Genomic DNA, 18,034 nt, shown 5'->3' on the forward strand with positions numbered 1-18,034 from the left:
CGTTGTCATCCTGTCAAGCCCCCTCTTTGTGAGATCTCTCGGAGCCCCCCCGTGCCTGCTTTCCGCAACCCGGTCCTGCCCGGGTGCTATCCGGACGCGTCGATCTGCCGGGTCGGCGAGGACTTCTACCTGGTCACCTCGTCATTCACCTATTTTCCAGGACTGCCCCTCTTCCACAGCCGTGACCTGGTGCATTGGCGTCAGCTCACGCATGTGCTGGACCGGCCCGGGCTGCTCGCGCTGGAGGGCCTGGACGTCTCCGACGGCGTCTGGGCACCGACCATCCGCCACCACGAGGGCACCTTCTACGTGGTCTCCACGCTGGCCGTGAACCGGCAGGGCAGCCTCACCTTCGTCGTGACCGCCGACGACCCCGCCGGGCCGTGGTCGGACCCCGTGCCGCTGGAGGCCGAGGGCATCGACCCGTCGCTGTTCTTCGACGACGACGGCCGGTGCTGGCTCACCGCCTGCCGCGACGCGGTCCAGGGCGGTCCCGGTGAGCTGTGGATGCGCGAACTCGACCTGGAACGGCTCAAGCTCGTCGGCCCCACGCACGTGCTGTGGCAGGGCGCGGTGCGCGGGGCGTGGGTGGAGGCGCCGCACCTGTACAAACGCAACGGGGTGTACCACCTGATCGCCGCGGAAGGCGGCACCGAGAGCAACCACAGCGTCACCGCGGCGCGTTCCGGCACCGTCACCGGACCCTACGTCACCGACCCGCGCAGCCCCCTGCTGACCCACCGGCACCGCGGCCCGGGCGAGCCCATCCACAACGTCGGCCACGCCGACCTGGTGGACACCCCCGTCGGCGAGTGGTGGGCGGTGACGCTCGGCGTGCGGCCGATCGCGGGCACCCACACGCTGGGCAGGGAGGTCTTCCTCGTGCCCGTGACCTGGACCGCCCACGGGCCCGTCTTCGCCCCTGAGTCGGGAGCCGTGCAACTGTCGGAGCGGCTCCCGTCGATCGCCTCCGGCCGACCGGACGGCGACGCCGCCGTTCTGGCTGGACAATCGGACGGCGACGCCGCCGTACCGGCCGGACAACCGGACGGCGACACCGCCGTACCGGACGGCGACACCGCTGTTCCGGCCGGCCGGGCGCACTTCGGCGGGCTGGAGTGGAACAGCCTGCGCGGTCCCGCCGGCGACCGCGTCAGGCCCACGGCCGACGGGTCCGGGCTCGACCTCGGCCTCGCCCCCGAGGCCCTCGGCTCCACCGGCGTGCCGGCCTTCCTGGGCCGGCGCCAGCAGCACGTCCGCTTCGGCGTGCGGACCCGGATCAGCTTCGCCGCGGCCCGCCCGTCGGAGGAGGCCGGGCTGACCGTCTTCCAGCACCAGGACCACCACGCCACGCTCGCCCTCACCGTGGACGGCGACGGGCAGGCGCAGGTCGTGCTGACGGTCCGGGAGGCGGGCACGAGCACCCGCCGGGCCTCGGTCCCGGTCTCGACCGGCGAGGTGCTGCTGGCGGTCGACGGCGACGAGGCCGGCTACACCTTCCGCGTCAGGGACCTCACCGCGGCGCAGTGGATCAGCCTGGCCACGATCGAACGGTCCTTCTTCAGCACCGAGCGCGCGGGCGGTTTCGTCGGGGTCTATCTGGGTCTGTACGCCACCGGCAACGGCCAGGCGAGCGCCGGACGGGCGCGGGTCCACTGGTTCGAATACCAACCCGACCCCGAAACGGCCGGCTAGCGGGGCGGCTGCGCCTGGCGGGGCGGCTTGGGCGGTGCCGTGCTGCGCCGGATCACGAGCTCGGGAGCGATCCGCTCGCACGAGGCCGACTCACCCTGCATCATGCGCAGCACCTGCTCGATGGAGCGCGCGCCGAGAGCGACGAAGTCCTGGCGGACCGTGGTCAGCGCGGGCACCTGATAGGCCGCTCCCGCGATGTCGTCGAAACCGACGAGCGAGACGTCGCCGGGCACCTTCACGCCGAGCTCGGCGAAGGCCGCCAGCACCCCCATGGCCATCTGGTCGTTGCCGGCGAAGATCGCCGTCGGCCGCTCGCCGGTGCGGCGGGTGACGAGGTAGTGGGCCAGCCGGTAGCCGCTGTTGCCGGTGAAGTCGCCCTCGAAGAACTCGCCGCCGGCCTCCGGCGCCTCTTCCAGCGCGGCCCGCCAGCCCTCGACGCGGGCTCGGGCGTCGAAGGTGCGCAGCGCGCCGGTCAGGTGGACGATGTGGCGGTGCCCCAGCTCCACCAGATGCCGTACGGCGAGCCGCGCGCCCAGCTCCTGATCGAGCTCGACGAAGCCGACGTCCGGGTTGGGCACGTTGCCGGACATGACCACCGTCATCGGCACGCCGGTCACGATGTCGGCCAGGGCGTCCATCACCATGGGCCGGTCGGCGATGACCGCGATGGCCTCGACCGCCTGGTCGGTGAGCCGCTGCAGGGTCTCGGCCAGGTCTCTGGTGGTGCCGCCCTGCCAGCTGGCCATATTGACCCAGTAGCCCGCCCGCTGCGCCGCCGTCTGCACGCCCCGCAGGATGCGCGGCAGCTCGTACAGCTCGGCCCCGGCGAGCACCACCCCGATCGTCGAGGAACGGCGGCTCTTGAGCGCGCGGGCGACGCTGTTACGGCGATAGCCGAGCTTCTCGATGGCGGCCTCGACACGAGCCCGGGTCTCCGGGCGGACGGACGGGTGGTCGTTGAGGACGCGGGAGACGGTCACGTGCGACACGCCCGCCTCGCGTGCCACATCCACCATGCCTGGTGCCCGATTCATGTCCTTCGCTTCCCGGCCTCCACCGTGCTGGCCCCGTCTGCCCGAGCGGCGCGAGCGACCCGCCCGCGCGCCGCGGTGCCGATTCGATGGTGCCACATCCGCCGGGCGCTCCCGCCCAAAGCGGTCATGGCATCGGAGTCGTCCGTGAACTCTTTCGCGCCGTGGCGGTAAGTACAGGCGACCGTGCCCACCGAGGAAGGCACCGCATGAAGGAGCTGACCGTTTCATGGCAGAACCGGCGACGGCCGAGGCCGCCGACCCGGACCTGATCCGCAGGTCCCGGGAGGAGCCCGAGGTGTTCGCCGTGCTGTTCGACCGCCATGCCCCTGCGCTGCACCGCTACGCCGCCCGCAGGCTGGGCGCCGACGCGGCCGAGGACGTGGTGTCGGAGACGTTCCTGGCAGCCTTCGAGCACCGGCACCGCTATCAGCCCGGCCAGGACGATGCCCGGCCCTGGCTGTACGGCATCGCCTCGAACGTGATCGGCAAGCGGCACCGCCGGGAGCTGGCCAGGTACCGGGCGTACGCGCGTGGCGGCCTGGACCCGGCGGAGATCGGCGGCGGCCTGGTCGAGGACGGCGTCGCGACGCTGGCGGTCAACCGGCCGCTGGTCGCGGCGCTGGCCCGGCTGCGCACCGGGGACCGGGACGCGTTGTTGCTGGTGGCGTGGGTCGGGCTGACGTACGAGGAAGTGGCCGTCGCGCTGGACATCCCGGTCGGGACGGTCCGCTCGCGGCTCAACCGGGCACGCAAGAAGGTCCGCCAGGCCCTGGAGGGAACCGATCATGGATGAGATGGCGGAGCTCGACCGCCTGTGGGCGGACACGCCCGAGGCCACCGAGCGTGACCTGGCCGCCGCCCGCGTCGCCCTGCTGGCCCGGGCGGCGGCCCCGCCGCGCACACGACCACGGCGCCGGTACGCCTTCCGGCTGGCCGCCGTCGGCCTGCTGGCGACGGCGCTCACCGCTGTGATCATCGTGGGGCAGGTGGTCCTGGGCGGGTCGGCCACGCCGCCGGCCAACGCCCAGGCGGTGCTGGAGCGGGCCGCTCAGGCCGCCGCCGACCAGCGGGACCTGGTGCCCGGGCCCGGCCAGTACGTGCACACGAAGAGGCGGACCCAGGACCCGCGCAACACACGCGACCCGTCGGGCGGGCCGGTGCTGGGTTACGTGGTGACGGCGGTCGAGGAGCGCTGGGAACCCGCGGACCCCGGCAAGTCCTGGCTGCTCCGGGATCGGGCCGAGTCCGTCACGGGCGACCCGGTGCCCCGGTGGCTGTGGGACAAAGGCGCCGAGGACACCCTGTACGAGTCCTCCTGCCCCGGACAGCGCGCCTACGTGCGGCTGGGCGCCTGGCCCACCGACGTCGAGGCGGTACGCGCGAAGCTCGCGGCCCGGACCGGCCGGGATCCGGCACGGATGTGGGCCGAGCTCAAGCAACTGGTCGCGGAGTCGGTGGTGCGCCCGAGCCTGAGTGCCGCGCTCTTCCAGGTGGCGTCCGAACTGAAGGGGATCCGCCTGATCGGCGATGCCGTGGACGCGGCCGGCCGGCCGGGCGTCGCCGTGGCCATGGACGAGGGCGACGGCCGCCGCTCCGAGCTGATCTTCGATCGGCAGACCTACCACTACCTGGGCGAACGCACCGTGAACACCAGGGACATCCAGGTCAAGATGCCCGAGGGCGTCTACACCTCCCGTCAGGGCGCGGTGACGGGCACCGCCGTGCTGACCGTCGATCTGGTCACCGCCCTGCCGGAGGTGTCGCCCAAGGCGTCGCGGCTGCGCATCCCCTGCTGAGACCTTCCCCCGATCCGGCGCCTTTCGCGCCGGGAGTTCTGTTTCGCATGTCCGGAAAGCGAAGGGAAATCATCATGTTCATTGCCAAGGCGGTCGCCGCCGCCCTGCTCGCGACCTCGTTCGGCGGCCTGGCCACGGCCACGCCGGGGACCGAGACCGCGTACGAGAACAAGGCCAGGATCGAGTCGCTGCGGGCCGCCTGCATGAAGGAGCAGGGGCTCACGTACCTGCCGGAGAAGGTCATCAAGCACGAACGGACGAAGGAGGAGCGCGCCCGGCTCGCGGGCGACCACGAGGCGATGCGGGCCTACCGCGCCAAGTACGGCTTCGGCGTCTGGTCCAGGCTCGTCTTCCCCGGCGACCCCGCGGTCGACCGGGACATGGGTGAGAGCAGGAACGACAAGCTCCTCATGTCGCTGTCGGCCAAGGACCTCAAGGCCTGGCGGGCGGCGGACGACAAGTGCTTCGCCAAGGCCGTCAAGACCGTGCTGAGCAAGACGGTGACCTCGCAGGACGACTTCCTCGCCGACGTGAACTCGGCGCTCGCCAAGGGCCTGCGCGAGCTCGACGCCGACGCCAAGGTGGCCGCGCTGGGCAAGGAGTTCGGAGGCTGCCTGAAGGTCGCCCAGACCAGGCCGTCGGCGCTGGCCGGCCGGGGACGGGCCGCCTTCGCGAAGGAGGCCACCGAGGTCGCCAGGGCCCAGAGCAAGGGCTCGCTGCCGAAGGGGGCCGTCGTGCTGCCCCGGCTGACGCCTGAGCAGGCCAAGCCGTACCTGGACAAGGAGGTCACGGCGGCGCTGGCCGACCTGGAGTGCGGCAAGGCCTTCTACCCGGCGTACGCGCCCCGGGCGCGGGCGATCGAGGAGCGGGTGTACCAGGAGTTCGCGCTGGACTTCGCGCTCTGAACGTCGTTGCCCGGCGGACCATGCCGTCCGCCGGGCAACGGCTGGGCATGGATCATCTTTGACCACTGAAAGGTAGGACATGAGCTTAGGCAGTGGGCTGATGGCCGCGGCACTGGCCGGCACAGTCGGTCTGGCGGCCGTTCAGCAGCCTGTTCCCGGTGACAGCGCGAGCGCCGGGCAAGAGGCCGGCAGCGTCACCCTCCTGACCGGCGACCGCGTCGTCGTGACGGGCCGCGGCCACCGGGTGGAGCCCGGACCGGGCCGGCAGGTGAGGTACTTCACGCAGTACCGCGACGGACACCTCCACGTGATCCCTTCCGACGCGATGCCGCTGGTGGCCGCGGGCGTTCTGGACAGGCGCCTGTTCGACGTCACCCAGCTCCTGCGGTGGCGGCTGGGCGACGCGGACAGAGCGGACATCCCGCTCATCACCCAGACGGGCGCGGATCCGGCGTCGCCGCTGAAGGCCGCGCAGCAGACCGCGCGACTCGCCGCGCTCGGGATGACCGCCCTGCGGCTGCCCAAGAAGGGCGCGGGAGAGTCCTGGAAGGACCTGATCAGCCGGTCCCGGACCCAGGCCGCGGGCAAGACGAAGATCTGGCTGGACGGGCGCCGCTCGTTCACCCTCGACCAGAGCGTCAAGCAGATCGGCGCCACCGAGGCGTGGAAGCAGGGGATCACCGGAGAGGGCGTCACGGTCGCCGTGCTCGACAGCGGCTACGACCCCGACCACCCGGACCTCAAGAACGTGGTCACGCAGGCGCGCAGCTTCACCGGCGACTCCGACCCGCGCGACACGTTCGGCCACGGCACGCACGTCGCCTCGATCATCGCGGGCGCCGGGGAGAAGTACCGCGGCGTGGCGCCGGGAGCCAGGCTCGCCGTCGGCAAGGTCGGCGGCGCCGAGGGCATCACCGACTCCGCCTTGCTGGCGGGCATGGAGTGGGCGGCCACCGAGGTCAAAGCGAAGATCATCAACATGAGCATCGGCGGGGGCGACACCCCGGATCTCGATCCGCTGGAACAGGCGGTCAACACGCTCTCGGCGCGGACCGGCGCGTTGTTCGTCGTGTCCGCGGGCAACAACGGCGGTCCGGTCACGGTGAGCAGCCCGGGCAGCGCCGACGCGGCCCTGACCGTCGGAGCGGTGGATCGTACGGACCAGCTGGCCGGGTTCTCCAGCCGCGGTCCCCGGATGGGCGACCACGCGATCAAGCCGGAGATCACCGCCCCCGGTGTCGGCATCACGGCGGCGGCCGTCGGCGGCGGTTACATCGCGCACAACGGTACCTCGATGGCCGCGCCGCACGTGGCGGGTGCCGCCGCGATCCTCGCCCAGAGGCACCCCGGCTGGACCGGCGAACGACTCAAGGCCGCCTTGATCGGCAGCGCCGCCCCCACCCCGGGCGCCACGCCTTTCGAGCAGGGCGGCGGGCGGGTGGACCTGGTCCGCGCGCTGGCACAGCCGGTCGTCGCCGCGCCGGGCACCGCCTGGGCCGCCTTCCGCTGGGACGACGCGGGTGGCCGGCGGACGACCAGGACCCTCACCTACGCCAACTCCGGCGACTCCCCCGTCACCCTGGACCTCACCGTCACGGGCGACGTGCTGAAACTGCCGGCCGACCGGCTGCAGGTGCCGGCGGGAGGGGAGGCGCAGGTCACGCTCACCATCGACGCCGAGGGCAAGAGCGTCGGTGAGCACACCGGCGTGGTCACCGCCACCTCGGGCGACACCGTCATCCGCACCCTGGCCGGCGCGTACGTGGAGCCGGAATCGTCCGACGTGACCGTCACCGGCATCAACCGGAGCGGCCTCCCCGCCGCGGGCTTCGGCGATTTCTACAACCTCGACACCGGCAGCTTCCAGTCCGTCAGGATCGAGAACGGTGTGGCCAAGGTCCGCCTGCCCAAGGGCCGGTGGAACCTCTATGCGGACCTGTACGAAGGCTCCGCCGCCACGACCGCGCACGTCCCGGTGACCATCGGTGACGATGATCAGAATGTGGTGCTGGACGCGCGCCAGGCCAAGCAGATCCGGTTCGCGGTGGACGATCCGACCGCCGTGCCGGAGCAGATCCAGGGTCTCACCCTGGCCAACGGGACCTGGTACTTCGGCTGGATAGCCGTCGGAGACCCCGGCCGGAGCTTCTTCGTGCTCCCCGTACGCCAGCCCGAGCTGCGCTACATGACCAACACCATCTGGCACAAGAAGGACACCTCGCCCAGCCCTTACCGGTACGACCTGGTCGACTACCGCGTCGGCGGCATCCCGGACGACCCCGCCTACACCGCGCGGACGGCCGACCTGGTGAAGGTGAGCGAGACCTACCGCGCCTCGGGCGTGCCGGGCCAGGGCGTGGCGGCCACCGGACCCCGCATGCCCGGTATGGACTGGGCCTTCACGGTCCCGTCGCCCGCCGTCGATCTCCCCGGCGCCATGACGAACTACCGGACCCCGGGATTCGTCTGGGACAGCGAGCTCCGGACCGGCACCGCCACGCTGACCGGCACCAGCGGCCGCCTGGATCGGGCACCGGTACGCGAGGTGTGGAACGCCGCGGTCACCGGACCCGGGTTCGCCGCTGGCGGTGGCGAACGTACCGGAAACGAGCTGAACGTCTCGGCCGCGCAGCTGTTCAGCGACGGCGCCGCCGGGCGGAGGGGCGCCGACGCCGCGGCCACCGGCGCGCTCACCCTCGCCCGGAACGGCGAGGTGATCGCGAAAGCCGACGTGACCGGCTGCGCGCCCGCGGAACCCGGCAAATGCCTGCTGTCGGCGCGGCTCCCGGAGGCCGCGGACACCTACACGCTGACCGCGTCGGTACGCAGGCAGGCGCCCCACGCGGCCCTCACCACGGCGGTGGACACCGTCTGGACCTTCCGCTCGGCCGGCACTGCGAAACCGTCGCCCCTGCCCTTGATGGCGGTACGCTACGCACCGGCCGGCCTCGACGACTCCAACCGCGCCCGTCCGGGATCCGTGACCCGGGTCCCCGTCTGGGTCGAGCGGAACCCCGGAGCCGCCAAGGCCGCGGTGCGGTCTCTCACCCTGGAGATGTCCGCCGACGACGGCGCGACCTGGCGCCGGATCCGCGTGACCCCCGGCGGCACCGGCTGGACGGCGCTGCTCTCCAACCCCCGCACCCCGGGGTTCGTCTCGCTGCGCGCCACGGCGACGGACAGCGCGGGTGACCGCGTCACCCAGACGATCAGCCGCGCCTACTCCGTCGGCTGACGAGACTTGGCCGGCCGGCCTCGCGGACAACGCCGTGACCCTGATCACCGGCGACCGGGTCGTGGTCGCCGGACGGAACTACAGCGTGACACCCGGCCAGGACCGGGAGGTGACGTTCACCGGGCAGATGAGCGGGGGCCATCTGTACGTGATCCCGTCCGACGCCAGGCTGCTGATCGCCAAGGGGGTCCTGGACAAGCGGCTGTTCGACGTCACCCAGCTCCTGCGGTGGCAGTACGGCGACGCCGCCACGGACGGGATCCCCCTGATCCTCCAGCAGCCGGAACAGCAGGCGCGGCAGGAGCAGCGTGGCGCCGCGCCGACCCGGCGGCCGGCCGCCCTGGGCATGAGCGCCATGTGCCTGCCCAAGGCGGCCGCGGCCGGGACCTGGCGGGACCTGACGGCCGGTCCCGGTGGTCGGAACGGGTTCGGGGTGGACCGCCATGGTGCCCAACCCGCGCACGCCCGGGCACGTGTCGCTGCGGGTGAAGGTGGCGGACGCCGCCGGCACCGGCCTCACCCAGCCCGTCATCAGGGCCTGCGCGGTGGGCTCTCCCAGCTGAGGGAGCGCAGCGTGTCGGCCTGACGGACGCGTTCGGCCAGGCTGTGGTCCAGGGACCACACCGTACGGGCCGGGCAGGGCTCGTCCCGCGGCTCGGCGGCGAGGATGCGGTCCAGGCGGAAGCCCCGCCCCGCCCGCCAAGCGTGTCGCGAGGCCGCGTCACGGTTGGCGGGTGATGTCGCTCACATCGTGATGCCGCGTTTCCGCCGGTCCGACGGGGAACAGGTCGGGCATGGAGGTGCTGAGCAATCGAGTGCTGCTGCGTCCGAAGGATCTCGCCCGGAGCCTCGGCTTCTACCGCGAGACGCTCGGCCTGGCCGTCTATCGCGAGTTCGGCCCCGCCGACCACCCGGGCGTGGTCTTCTTCCTCGGCCAGGGGTTCCTGGAGATCTCCGGGCACTCCGACGACGGGGCCGTTTCCGGGCTGTCGCTGTGGCTGCAGGTACGCGATGTGGCGCAGGAGGAGGGACGGCTCCGGGAGGCGGGGGTCACGGTGGTGCGTGAGGCGCGGCTGGAGCCGTGGGGCCTCATCGAGCTGTGGATCGAGGACCCCGACGGGCACCGCATCGTGCTGGTCGAGGTCCCGTCCGATCATCCGCTGCGCCGCGACACCCGCTGACGGAGCCGGGCGCCGCGACCCCCGCTGACAGGGCCGGGTGATGGTCAGGCCATCGCGCGCTCGATGGCCTCGATGATCCGCGGCCGCAGCTCGGCGGCGCTGATGATCGCGTCCACCGAGCCGACCTCGACCGCGCGCTGGATGCTGTGCACCCGGTCGAACTCCGCGGCGACCTCGCCGAGCTTCTCCGCCCGGACGGCGGCCTGCACCTCGGCGAGCTGGGCGTTGAGCGCCGCCCGCTCGGCGCCGCTGGCCGCCGAGACCCGCGTCTGCAGCTCGGTCACCCGCGGGTCGGTCGCGGTGCGGTTGTTCACCTCGCCGGAGAACACCACGGCGGCAGCCGGGGCGCCGCCGAGCACCGAGGCGAACGAGCCTTCCAGCGCCAGCACGGTCATGTTCGGGTTGAGCGCCTTGGAGAACACCACGAACGCGCCGCCGTGGTAACGGGAGATCACGCAGAACACGATCGGCCCGTCGAAGTTGACGATCGCCCGGCCGATCTCCGCGCCGTACTCCAGCTGGAGCTTGCGCATCGACTCCGGCGAGCCGTCGAACCCGGACAGGTTGGCCAGCACCACCAGCGGCCGGTTGCCGGACGCGGAGTTGATCGCCCGCGCGGTCTTCTTCGACGACCGCGGGAACAGCGTGCCCGCGGTGTAGGTGTCGGGGCCGTCGGTGGGCGGGAAGCCGCGCCGCGGCACCGAGCGCGACTCGATGCCGATCAGGCAGACCGGCCGGCCACCGATGTGCACGTCCTGAACGGCGGACGTCTCCGCGTCGGCCATGCCCGCCCAGCGCTCCAGCACCGGGTGGTCCTGGTCGGACACGGCACGCATCACGGTGCGGATGTCGAACGGCTTCTTGCGGTCGGGGTTGTGTTCGGCGGAGAAGATCTGGCCGACGGTGGCGAAGTCGCTGCCGTCGATCGTGTGCGGGAACTCGGTGATGTCGCGGTCGGCCGGGTCGATGGTGTGCGCCCGCCGCGGCGCGGTCTCGCCGGGCACGACGTAGGTGTGGTCGTAGTGCGCCATGAGCACGTCGCGGGCGGCCGGCAGGTTGGGCGCCCAGTATTGGGCCTGGCCGTTCGGCCCCATGACGCGGTCGTAACCGCCGATGCCGAAGTTGTCCTCGGCCGACACGCCGCCGGAGAAGTCGAGTGACTGCTTGCCGGTGAGCACCATCGCCGAGTCCGGCGTCATCACCAGGATGCCCTTGGTGTGCATGAGCATCGTCGCCTCGGCGTTCCAGTACGGCTGCGCGCCGACGGTGATCCCGGCGACCACGATGTTGATCTCGCCGCCGTCCTGGGTGAACGTGACGATCCGCTTGAGCGCGGCCGCGACCCAGTCCATGTTCTCAGTGCCCGAGGTCATCGAGATCCGCGCGCCGGCCGACAGCGCGTACCACTCCAGCGGGACCCGCATCCGTTCGGCGAGGTCGAGGGCGGCGATCACCCGCGAGCACTCGGGCTCCGACAGGGCGCCCAGCGCCTTCGTCGGGTCGCCGAGCAGGACCACTCGGGTGACGCCTTCGGGGTGCCGCTCGGTCGGCGTCGTGACGACGCCCGCCACGATCGCCGCGGAGTTCTTGCCCTTGGGCCGGTCGACCGGCACGAGCACGCCGCCGGCGTCGAGGTCGTGCTCGGCGAAGCCGCCCTCCGGCCCGGCGAGCAGGCCGGTCAGCTCGTACGGGTAGACGTTTCCGCGCCGGGCCGCGCGCAGCACCTTCTGGCGGTAGTCGTCCAGCGGCTGGACCGGCTCCGTCGACGGCTTGCCGACGTCGAGGCTCGCGCCGTGGCCCGGGTCGAGGGTGATCCGCACGGCGACCTCGGCGAGCTCGCCGGCGGCGTTGCGCTGGCGGGCCACGAACTGGACCTCCTCCAGCCCCGCGCCCGCCGTGGTCGGCAGGATGCGCTGGACCAGCATGTTGAGCTCGTCGGTGGACAGCTCGGTCGACGGCCAGACGTACATCATGATCCGGTTGGTGTCGAAGCGCTTGTTCTGGGGGCGCTGCGCCTGGATGTTGCGGATCGCGTCGAGGCCCGCGGTGAGCGCGTCCTCCACGGCGGGCAGCGCGATCAGCCTGCCGTCGGCCTCGCGCAGCGGCGTCAGGTCGCGGACCTGGCCCATCGCGATGAGCCGCTCGTCGGCCGGGTTGCTCCGCGCCACGGCCTTGAACAGGTAGACCTCCTCGTCGGCCGACGGCAGCCGGGTGAGGTCGAACTCGCGCAGCCGCTGCAGTTGCAGGCGCTCCGCGATCTGCGGGTGCAGGCCGCGGATCAGCCGGTCCTCGGCGAAGCCCGCGCCGTCGGGGCGGAAGGTGAAGTGGTGATGCATCACGGCGCCGCTGGTGCCGACGACGGTGGTGGTGACCCGGCTGACGCCCGCGGGCCGCGAGTGCTCGGCGAGGAGCTGCCCGATCCGCGCCGCCATGGCGTCGGCGTCCGGCTGGTCCTCCCAGGTGACGTAGAGGTCGGCGACCAGCCCCCCGTCAGTGGCGCTGCCGGTGGCGAACGTGCCGACGGCGCCGATGGCCGCGGGCAGGGCGGCGATGTCGACCGCCGTGGTGACCACGCGGGTCGCGCCGTCCGCGCCGGTGCGCTCGGCGGTGACGAACGGGCAGCCCGCCACCTCGCGCGCGGTGACCTCGGACAGCCCGCGGTTGCCGTAGTAGCGGCGGGTCAGCACCTCCAGCAGCGGCGCGTGGTCCAGCCCGGGCCGGCCGATCCGCTGGCCGATCAGCCGGACCAGCGGCTCGGAGCTGGCCACCATGGCCTGGATCCGCTCGGCGCGGTCCGGCGCGTCGGGGTCGGCGTCCAGGTAGCGCAGGTCGTCGCGTACGGCGGCGTAGACCTTGGCGCGGTTGCGGCGCAGCAGCGGCTGGGCGAACCAGCGGAACACCACGCCGCGGGCCAGGTCGGACACCGTGGGGAAGCGCACCTGCGTGGCCTCTACCAGGTGCTCCAGGCCGAGCCCGGCGCGCTCGTTGAGCGACTCGAACGGCGGCGCGCCGGCCAGCCAATGGCGCAGCAGCTCCGACACGGTCGCGACGCCGGCGCTCATCTGCTGCTGGGCCAGGAAGATCCGGAAGACCGCCGCCTCCAGCTCAGGCGTGCGGTCGAGGTCGTGGACGCCGTAGTGGGCGAGGACCCTGGTGAGCTTGGCCTGGAAGCTCTGGGTGACGCCGGCGCGCTCGACGTCGAGGCTCTGCAGGTAGCTGTGGAAGAACTCGCGCGGGCTGTGCACGGGGTTGCCCGGCTCGACGTCGAGCGCGCCGCCCGGCTTGTTGCGGCTCAGCTCGGCCAGGTCGGCGAACACGGTGAGCAGGTCGAGCTCGCCCTCGATCGGCTGCCTGCCCAGCTCGGCGCGGGCATCCAGGTATGAGGTCAGCACCTGCTTGCGGTCGTCGGAGCCGCCGTCGAAGCCGAGCAGCAGGCCGCGCAGGTCCTGCAGGCCGCGCTCGACCCGATCGGCCGCGGACACGTCCGACGGCACGGCGGGCAGATCGATCTCGACGGTGCCCGCGGCCTCCTCTTCGGGGCCTTCGTCGGCCAGGGGCTCCAGGCGCATCAGCGGCGCGCCGGTCTCGACCTGGCTGCCCACCGACACCGGGCACTCTCGGACGCGGGCGCGGAACGGCGCGCGCAGCACCGTCTCCATCTTCATGCTCTCCAGCACCAGGATCGGCGCGCCCGCCTCGACCTCGTCGCCGGCCGACAACGGCGTCGCGACCACCAGCGCCGGCGCGGGCGAGCGGACGACGCCGCCCTCGTCGCGGCTGATCCGGTGCGTCACGCCGTCGACCTCGACCAGGTGGATCGGCCCGTGCGTGGCCGACACCACCCTGAACCGGCGGCCGTTGACCACGATCTGGCCGCTGTGCTCGTCGAACCGCTCAACCTCGACGTCCGCCGGGTGCACGTCGCCGCCGCCGGAGATCCCGACGCGGAAGCGCCGGTGCCCGACGCGGGCCACGCTCACCCGGTAGCCGACGCCACGGAGCTTGAGGTCCAGCGGGCGGCCCGAGTCGTGCTGCACCTGCGGGCGGCCGCCGTGCGCGGTGGACAGCAGCCGCCGGCGGCCGACCTCCTCCTCGTCCTGGTAGGCCTCGATCGCGGCGGCGGCCAGGGCGATCGCGGAGTGGCGGTGGCTGATCAGGCGGCCCTTGGCGCGTACGCGGTCGATCCAGCCCGTGTCGGCGCTCGCGTCGATCACCTCGGGCTGGTCGAGCAGGTCGAGCACGAAGCTCTTGTTGGTGGCGCCGCCCTCGATGATCACCGTGGTGTCGGCCATCGCGCGGCGCAGCCGGCCCAGCGCCTGCTCGCGGTCGCGGCCGTAGGCGATGATCTTCGCGATCATCGAGTCGAAGTCGGCCGGGATGGTGTCGCCCTCGCTGACGCCGGTGTCGACGCGGATGCCGGGCCCGGTGGGCAGGGCCAGGCGGGCGATGCGGCCAGGGGCGGGCGCGAAGTCGCGGTCGGGGTCCTCGGCGTTGAGCCGGGCCTCGACGGCGTGACCGGCCTCGCCCGGCTGGGGGCCTTCGAGTTTCCCGCCGCCGGCCACGTGCAGCTGCAGCCGGACCAGGTCGGTGCCGGTGGTGATCTCGGTGATCGGGTGCTCGACCTGCAGCCGGGTGTTGACCTCGAGGAAGGCGAACAGCTTCTCGCCGGGGTGGTAGAGGAACTCGACGGTGCAGGCGCCGCAGTAGTCGACCGCCACGGCGAGCCGCTCGGCCGACGCCTTCAGCTCGGCCGTCTGCTCGATCCCCAGCACGGGCGAGGCGGACTCCTCGATGATCTTCTGGTTGCGCCGCTGCACCGAGCAGTCCCGCACGCCCAGCGCCCACGCGGTGCCCTGACCGTCGGCGATGACCTGGACCTCGACGTGGCGGGCGCCGGTGACCAGCCGCTCCAGGAAGACCACGCCGGAGCCGAACGCGCGCAGCGCCTCCTGGCTCGTGCGCTCGTAGGCGTCGGTCAGGTCCTCCTTCGAGGCGACCATGCGGATGCCACGCCCGCCGCCGCCCGCGGTCGCCTTGAGCATCAGCGGGTAGCCGATCTCGTCGCCGGCGCGCAGCGCGTCCTCCAGGGTGGCGACCTCGCCGCGGCTCCACGGCGCGACGGGGACGCCGACCTTCTCGGCGATGAGCTTGGCGCCGATCTTGTCGCCCAGCTTGCGCATCGCCTCCGCGCTCGGCCCGACGAAGGTGACGCCGATCTTCTCGCACAACTCGGCGAACGCCGGGTCCTCGGCGACGAACCCCCAGCCGACCCACGCGGCGTCGGCGCCGCTCTCCACCAGTGCCCGCTCCAGGACGGCGTGGTCGAGGTACGGGCGGGCGGAGGCGGGGCCCAGCGGATAGGCGAGATCCGCTTCACGGACGAAGGTGGCGTGGCGGTCGGCGTCGGTGTAGAGCGCCACCGTCTCGATCCGCGCCCCGGTCTCCGCGCAGAGGTCCCGGACGGCGTGGATGAGCCGCATCGCTGCCTCTCCACGGTTGACGATGGCGACACGACTGAACACCGGCTGAGCCTCCCCATACTCACGCACAAAGGCGACGCCCGAGTCCGGAGCGCCGCCTGCACCTTTCTACACCCTGCTCGATCGCCGCCCGCTACACCAATGGCCCGCATCGCTCATGGCGAAGCCGCTGCGTTGTGGAAACCCCACAAAAGGTGCCCCGCCCCCTCCCGCCCCGCCGCCGCCCTCCGAAGCACCTCACAAGCCTTTGGAACCGGACGGGCAGACGCCTCGGCGAATGAGCCGAAATTCGTCGCGACAATCATCGAGGCGACCGCCATATAAGCGCAATAAAGCCACCATAAATTCCCGGAGAAAAGCAGGTGGAACGCCTGGCAAATTTTTCGCCAGAGTCCTTTTTCTGGGCATCTGACCTGGCCATACAGTGCGAAGCAACGATGCGGACGGTGCTCACTGCAGGCACCGAGGATGCAGCTCCGTATGCGATTTGAGCATCGTACAGAACATCTGTCCAGGCCCTTGCCGGGCGCTTTTCGAGCACTTACTGTCCAGGTGATCAAATCACCATGAAGGAGGCCTGGTTGCGCCGATTAACGTCCACGGTCGCCGCCGCGGCGACGCCGCTCCCTCTGTTGCTCGTCGTCATCATGGCCTTGGCGGCCACGGCGGTCGCGAGCGTACCGGCTCGTGCCGCGCCGGTGGACGAACGGACCACGGCGGCGGCGCCGCCGTCGATAGAGCCGGGGTTACGCGCGCGGGCCGCGGCCGCCGGCAAGATCAGAGTGAACGTCGTCACCAGAACGCGGGCCGATCTGCCCGACGCCGCGAGCGCCGGTCAGGTGCTGCAGTCGTTGTCCCGGTTCCCCATGGTGACCTTGCGTGTCGATGCCGCGGCGCTGGACCGGCTGGCCGCCCGGCCGGGCGTCGTGAGCGTGTCGGAAGACCGGCCGGTGCCGCCGGTGCTGGCCGAGAGCGTCCCGTTGATCGGCGGCGATCGCACCCGGGCCGCGGGCCTGACCGGCGAGGGCAGCGCGGTGGCCGTCCTGGACACCGGCGTCGCGACCGGCCACCCCTTCCTGGGCGGACGGGTGCTCGACGAGGCCTGCTTCTCCCCCATCGACGCCGACTACGGCGCCACCAGCCTGTGCCCCGACGGCACCGCCCAGCAGGAGGGGCCCGGGGCGGCCGACGCCGAACAGGGGCCCTGCGCGGACCCCGCCCTCGACTGTGATCACGGCACGCACGTGGCCGGCATCGCCGCCGGCGACGGCAAGGGCGTGACCGGAGCACCACCGGCCGGTGTCGCACCCGGAGCCGACCTGGTCGCCATTCAGGTGTTCAGCAAGTTCACGTCGGAGGACTTCTGCGGCGCGGGCGCCGCGCCGTGCGTGCTCAGCTTCACCAGCGCCCAGGTGGCGGGCCTGGAGAAGGTCCTGGAGCTGAAGGAGGCTGGTACGCCGCTGGTGGCCGCCAACCTGAGTCTGGGCGGCGGCCGGTACACCGCGACGTGTGACACCGATCCGCGCAAGCCGGCCATCGACGGCCTCCTGGCGGCCGGGGTGGCGACGGTGGTGGCGGCCGGGAACAACGGGTACGGCGACGCGGTGAGCGCGCCGGCCTGCGTGTCCTCCGCCATCACGGTGGGCAGCACCACCGACGACGACACCGTGTCCACTTTCAGCAACCGCGGCCCTCTCCTGGACCTCTTCGCCCCCGGGACCTCGATCATCTCCTCCGTGCCCGGGGGCAAGTGGGGGCCGCTGAGCGGCACCTCGATGGCCGCTCCCCACGTGAGCGGCGCGCTGGCCGTGCTCCGCCAGGCCTTCCCCCAGTCGAGCATCGCGGAGCTGGAATCGGCCATGAAGACCACGGGCAAGGCCATCACCTACACCGGCGCCACCACTCCGCGGCTCCGACTGGACAGCGCCGCCCTCCCCCAGAACCCGACCCCCACACCCACCCCCACTCCCACACCCACCCCCACTCCGCCGGACGATCCGAAGGGGGTCTGGCCGCCGTACTTCGTGAACCTGGACGACCACGCCATTCCCGATCGGGGCAGCGTGGACTCTCCGATCGACGTGAGCGGCATCCTCGACAAGGGGCCGGTCCAGCTGCACGTCTGGGTCTCCGTCCAGCACCCCTGGGTGGGTGATCTGAAGCTCGAACTGGTCAGCCCGGACCGGAAGGTGTTCCCGCTGCGGGAGCCGTCCCCGGACGGCAGCGACTCCATCGACGAGACGTACGACGTGGACACCAGTTCCGTGACCACGCCGAACGGCACCTGGAAGCTCCGTGCCACGGACGCCTACTCCCCCGACGCCGGCTTCATCGACGGCTGGTCGATGGACTTCCCCTTCTTCGAGAACTGGGACGACCACAACATCCCGGACAAGGGCGTCGTCACCTCGCCCATCACGGTGACGGGCTGGCTCCCGGGCAACGCGCCCTCGAAGGCGACGGTCTACGCGGAGATCCACCACACCTGGGTGGGCGATCTGAAGATCGACCTGATCAGCCCTAACGGCAAGGTGTACAAGCTCCGCATACCAAGCCCCCAGGACAACGGCGACGTGATCTGGGAGACCTATCCGGTGGACGGCAGCGCCTCGCCGGCGAACGGGACGTGGACGTTACGCGTCGAGGACGTCACCGCAGGCGACACGGGTTACCTGGACGGCTGGTGGATCAAGTTCTGAGCCGCTGAT

10 protein-coding genes are annotated in these 18,034 nt (G+C 72.1%); 8 read left to right on the forward strand and 2 right to left on the reverse strand.

Annotated elements, in window-relative coordinates:
* Window positions 1-51 precede the first annotated feature (51 nt).
* The gene (locus ACWDRB_RS48245; protein ID WP_449905985.1) at window positions 52-1,695 is read left to right on the forward strand and encodes a glycoside hydrolase family 43 protein; all 1,644 of its coding nucleotides are present in this window, start codon (window positions 52-54) and stop codon (window positions 1,693-1,695) included.
* On the opposite strand, the gene ACWDRB_RS48250 is transcribed toward ACWDRB_RS48245, so the two are convergent.
* On the reverse strand, window positions 1,692-2,729 hold the full coding sequence (locus ACWDRB_RS48250) for a LacI family DNA-binding transcriptional regulator (protein ID WP_449905988.1): 1,038 nt from the start codon (window positions 2,727-2,729) through the stop codon (window positions 1,692-1,694). The two genes, ACWDRB_RS48245 and ACWDRB_RS48250, sit on opposite strands and share 4 nt — an antisense overlap.
* A 226-nt stretch (window positions 2,730-2,955) precedes the next feature.
* On the opposite strand from ACWDRB_RS48250, the gene ACWDRB_RS48255 reads away from it, so the two are divergent.
* The 6 genes from ACWDRB_RS48255 to ACWDRB_RS48280 all read left to right on the forward strand — a co-directional run bounded on the left by ACWDRB_RS48255 (window position 2,956) and on the right by ACWDRB_RS48280 (window position 9,846).
* Complete coding sequence (locus ACWDRB_RS48255; protein ID WP_350732947.1) at window positions 2,956-3,522, forward strand: RNA polymerase sigma factor; 567 nt, start codon at window positions 2,956-2,958, stop codon at window positions 3,520-3,522.
* Window positions 3,515-4,525 carry a CU044_5270 family protein gene (locus tag ACWDRB_RS48260; protein WP_449905991.1) on the forward strand — a complete coding sequence of 337 codons (1,011 nt, stop codon included), beginning with the start codon at window positions 3,515-3,517 and terminating at the stop codon, window positions 4,523-4,525. The genes ACWDRB_RS48255 and ACWDRB_RS48260 overlap by 8 nt, the downstream gene beginning before the upstream one ends.
* A gap of 74 nt (window positions 4,526-4,599) precedes the next feature.
* Window positions 4,600-5,430: a hypothetical protein gene (locus ACWDRB_RS48265; RefSeq protein ID WP_449905994.1), complete on the forward strand. Its 831-nt coding sequence runs from the start codon at window positions 4,600-4,602 to the stop codon at window positions 5,428-5,430.
* A 79-nt stretch (window positions 5,431-5,509) separates the two neighbouring features.
* Window positions 5,510-8,665, forward strand: a complete 3,156-nt coding sequence (locus tag ACWDRB_RS48270) for a S8 family serine peptidase (protein ID WP_449905997.1) — start codon at window positions 5,510-5,512, stop codon at window positions 8,663-8,665.
* Between the two features lie 34 nt (window positions 8,666-8,699).
* Window positions 8,700-9,251 (forward strand): hypothetical protein, encoded by a 552-nt coding sequence (locus ACWDRB_RS48275; protein ID WP_449906000.1) that lies wholly within the window; start codon window positions 8,700-8,702, stop codon window positions 9,249-9,251.
* 208 nt (window positions 9,252-9,459) lie between these two features.
* Window positions 9,460-9,846, forward strand: a complete 387-nt coding sequence (locus tag ACWDRB_RS48280) for a VOC family protein (RefSeq protein WP_350732953.1) — start codon at window positions 9,460-9,462, stop codon at window positions 9,844-9,846.
* 44 nt (window positions 9,847-9,890) lie between these two features.
* Here the strand turns inward: ACWDRB_RS48280 and ACWDRB_RS48285 are convergent, their stop codons facing one another.
* Entirely contained in the window at window positions 9,891-15,368 is a 5,478-nt protein-coding gene (locus ACWDRB_RS48285) for an ATP-binding protein (protein ID WP_449906003.1), read from the reverse strand.
* Window positions 15,369-15,907: 539 nt separating this feature from the next.
* On the opposite strand from ACWDRB_RS48285, the gene ACWDRB_RS48290 reads away from it, so the two are divergent.
* Window positions 15,908-18,025, forward strand: coding sequence for a S8 family serine peptidase (locus ACWDRB_RS48290; protein WP_449906006.1), 2,118 nt, complete (start codon window positions 15,908-15,910; stop codon window positions 18,023-18,025).
* The last annotated feature ends 9 nt before the right edge of the window (window positions 18,026-18,034 follow it).

The sequence above is a fragment of the Nonomuraea sp. NPDC003707 genome (genome assembly GCF_053587055.1).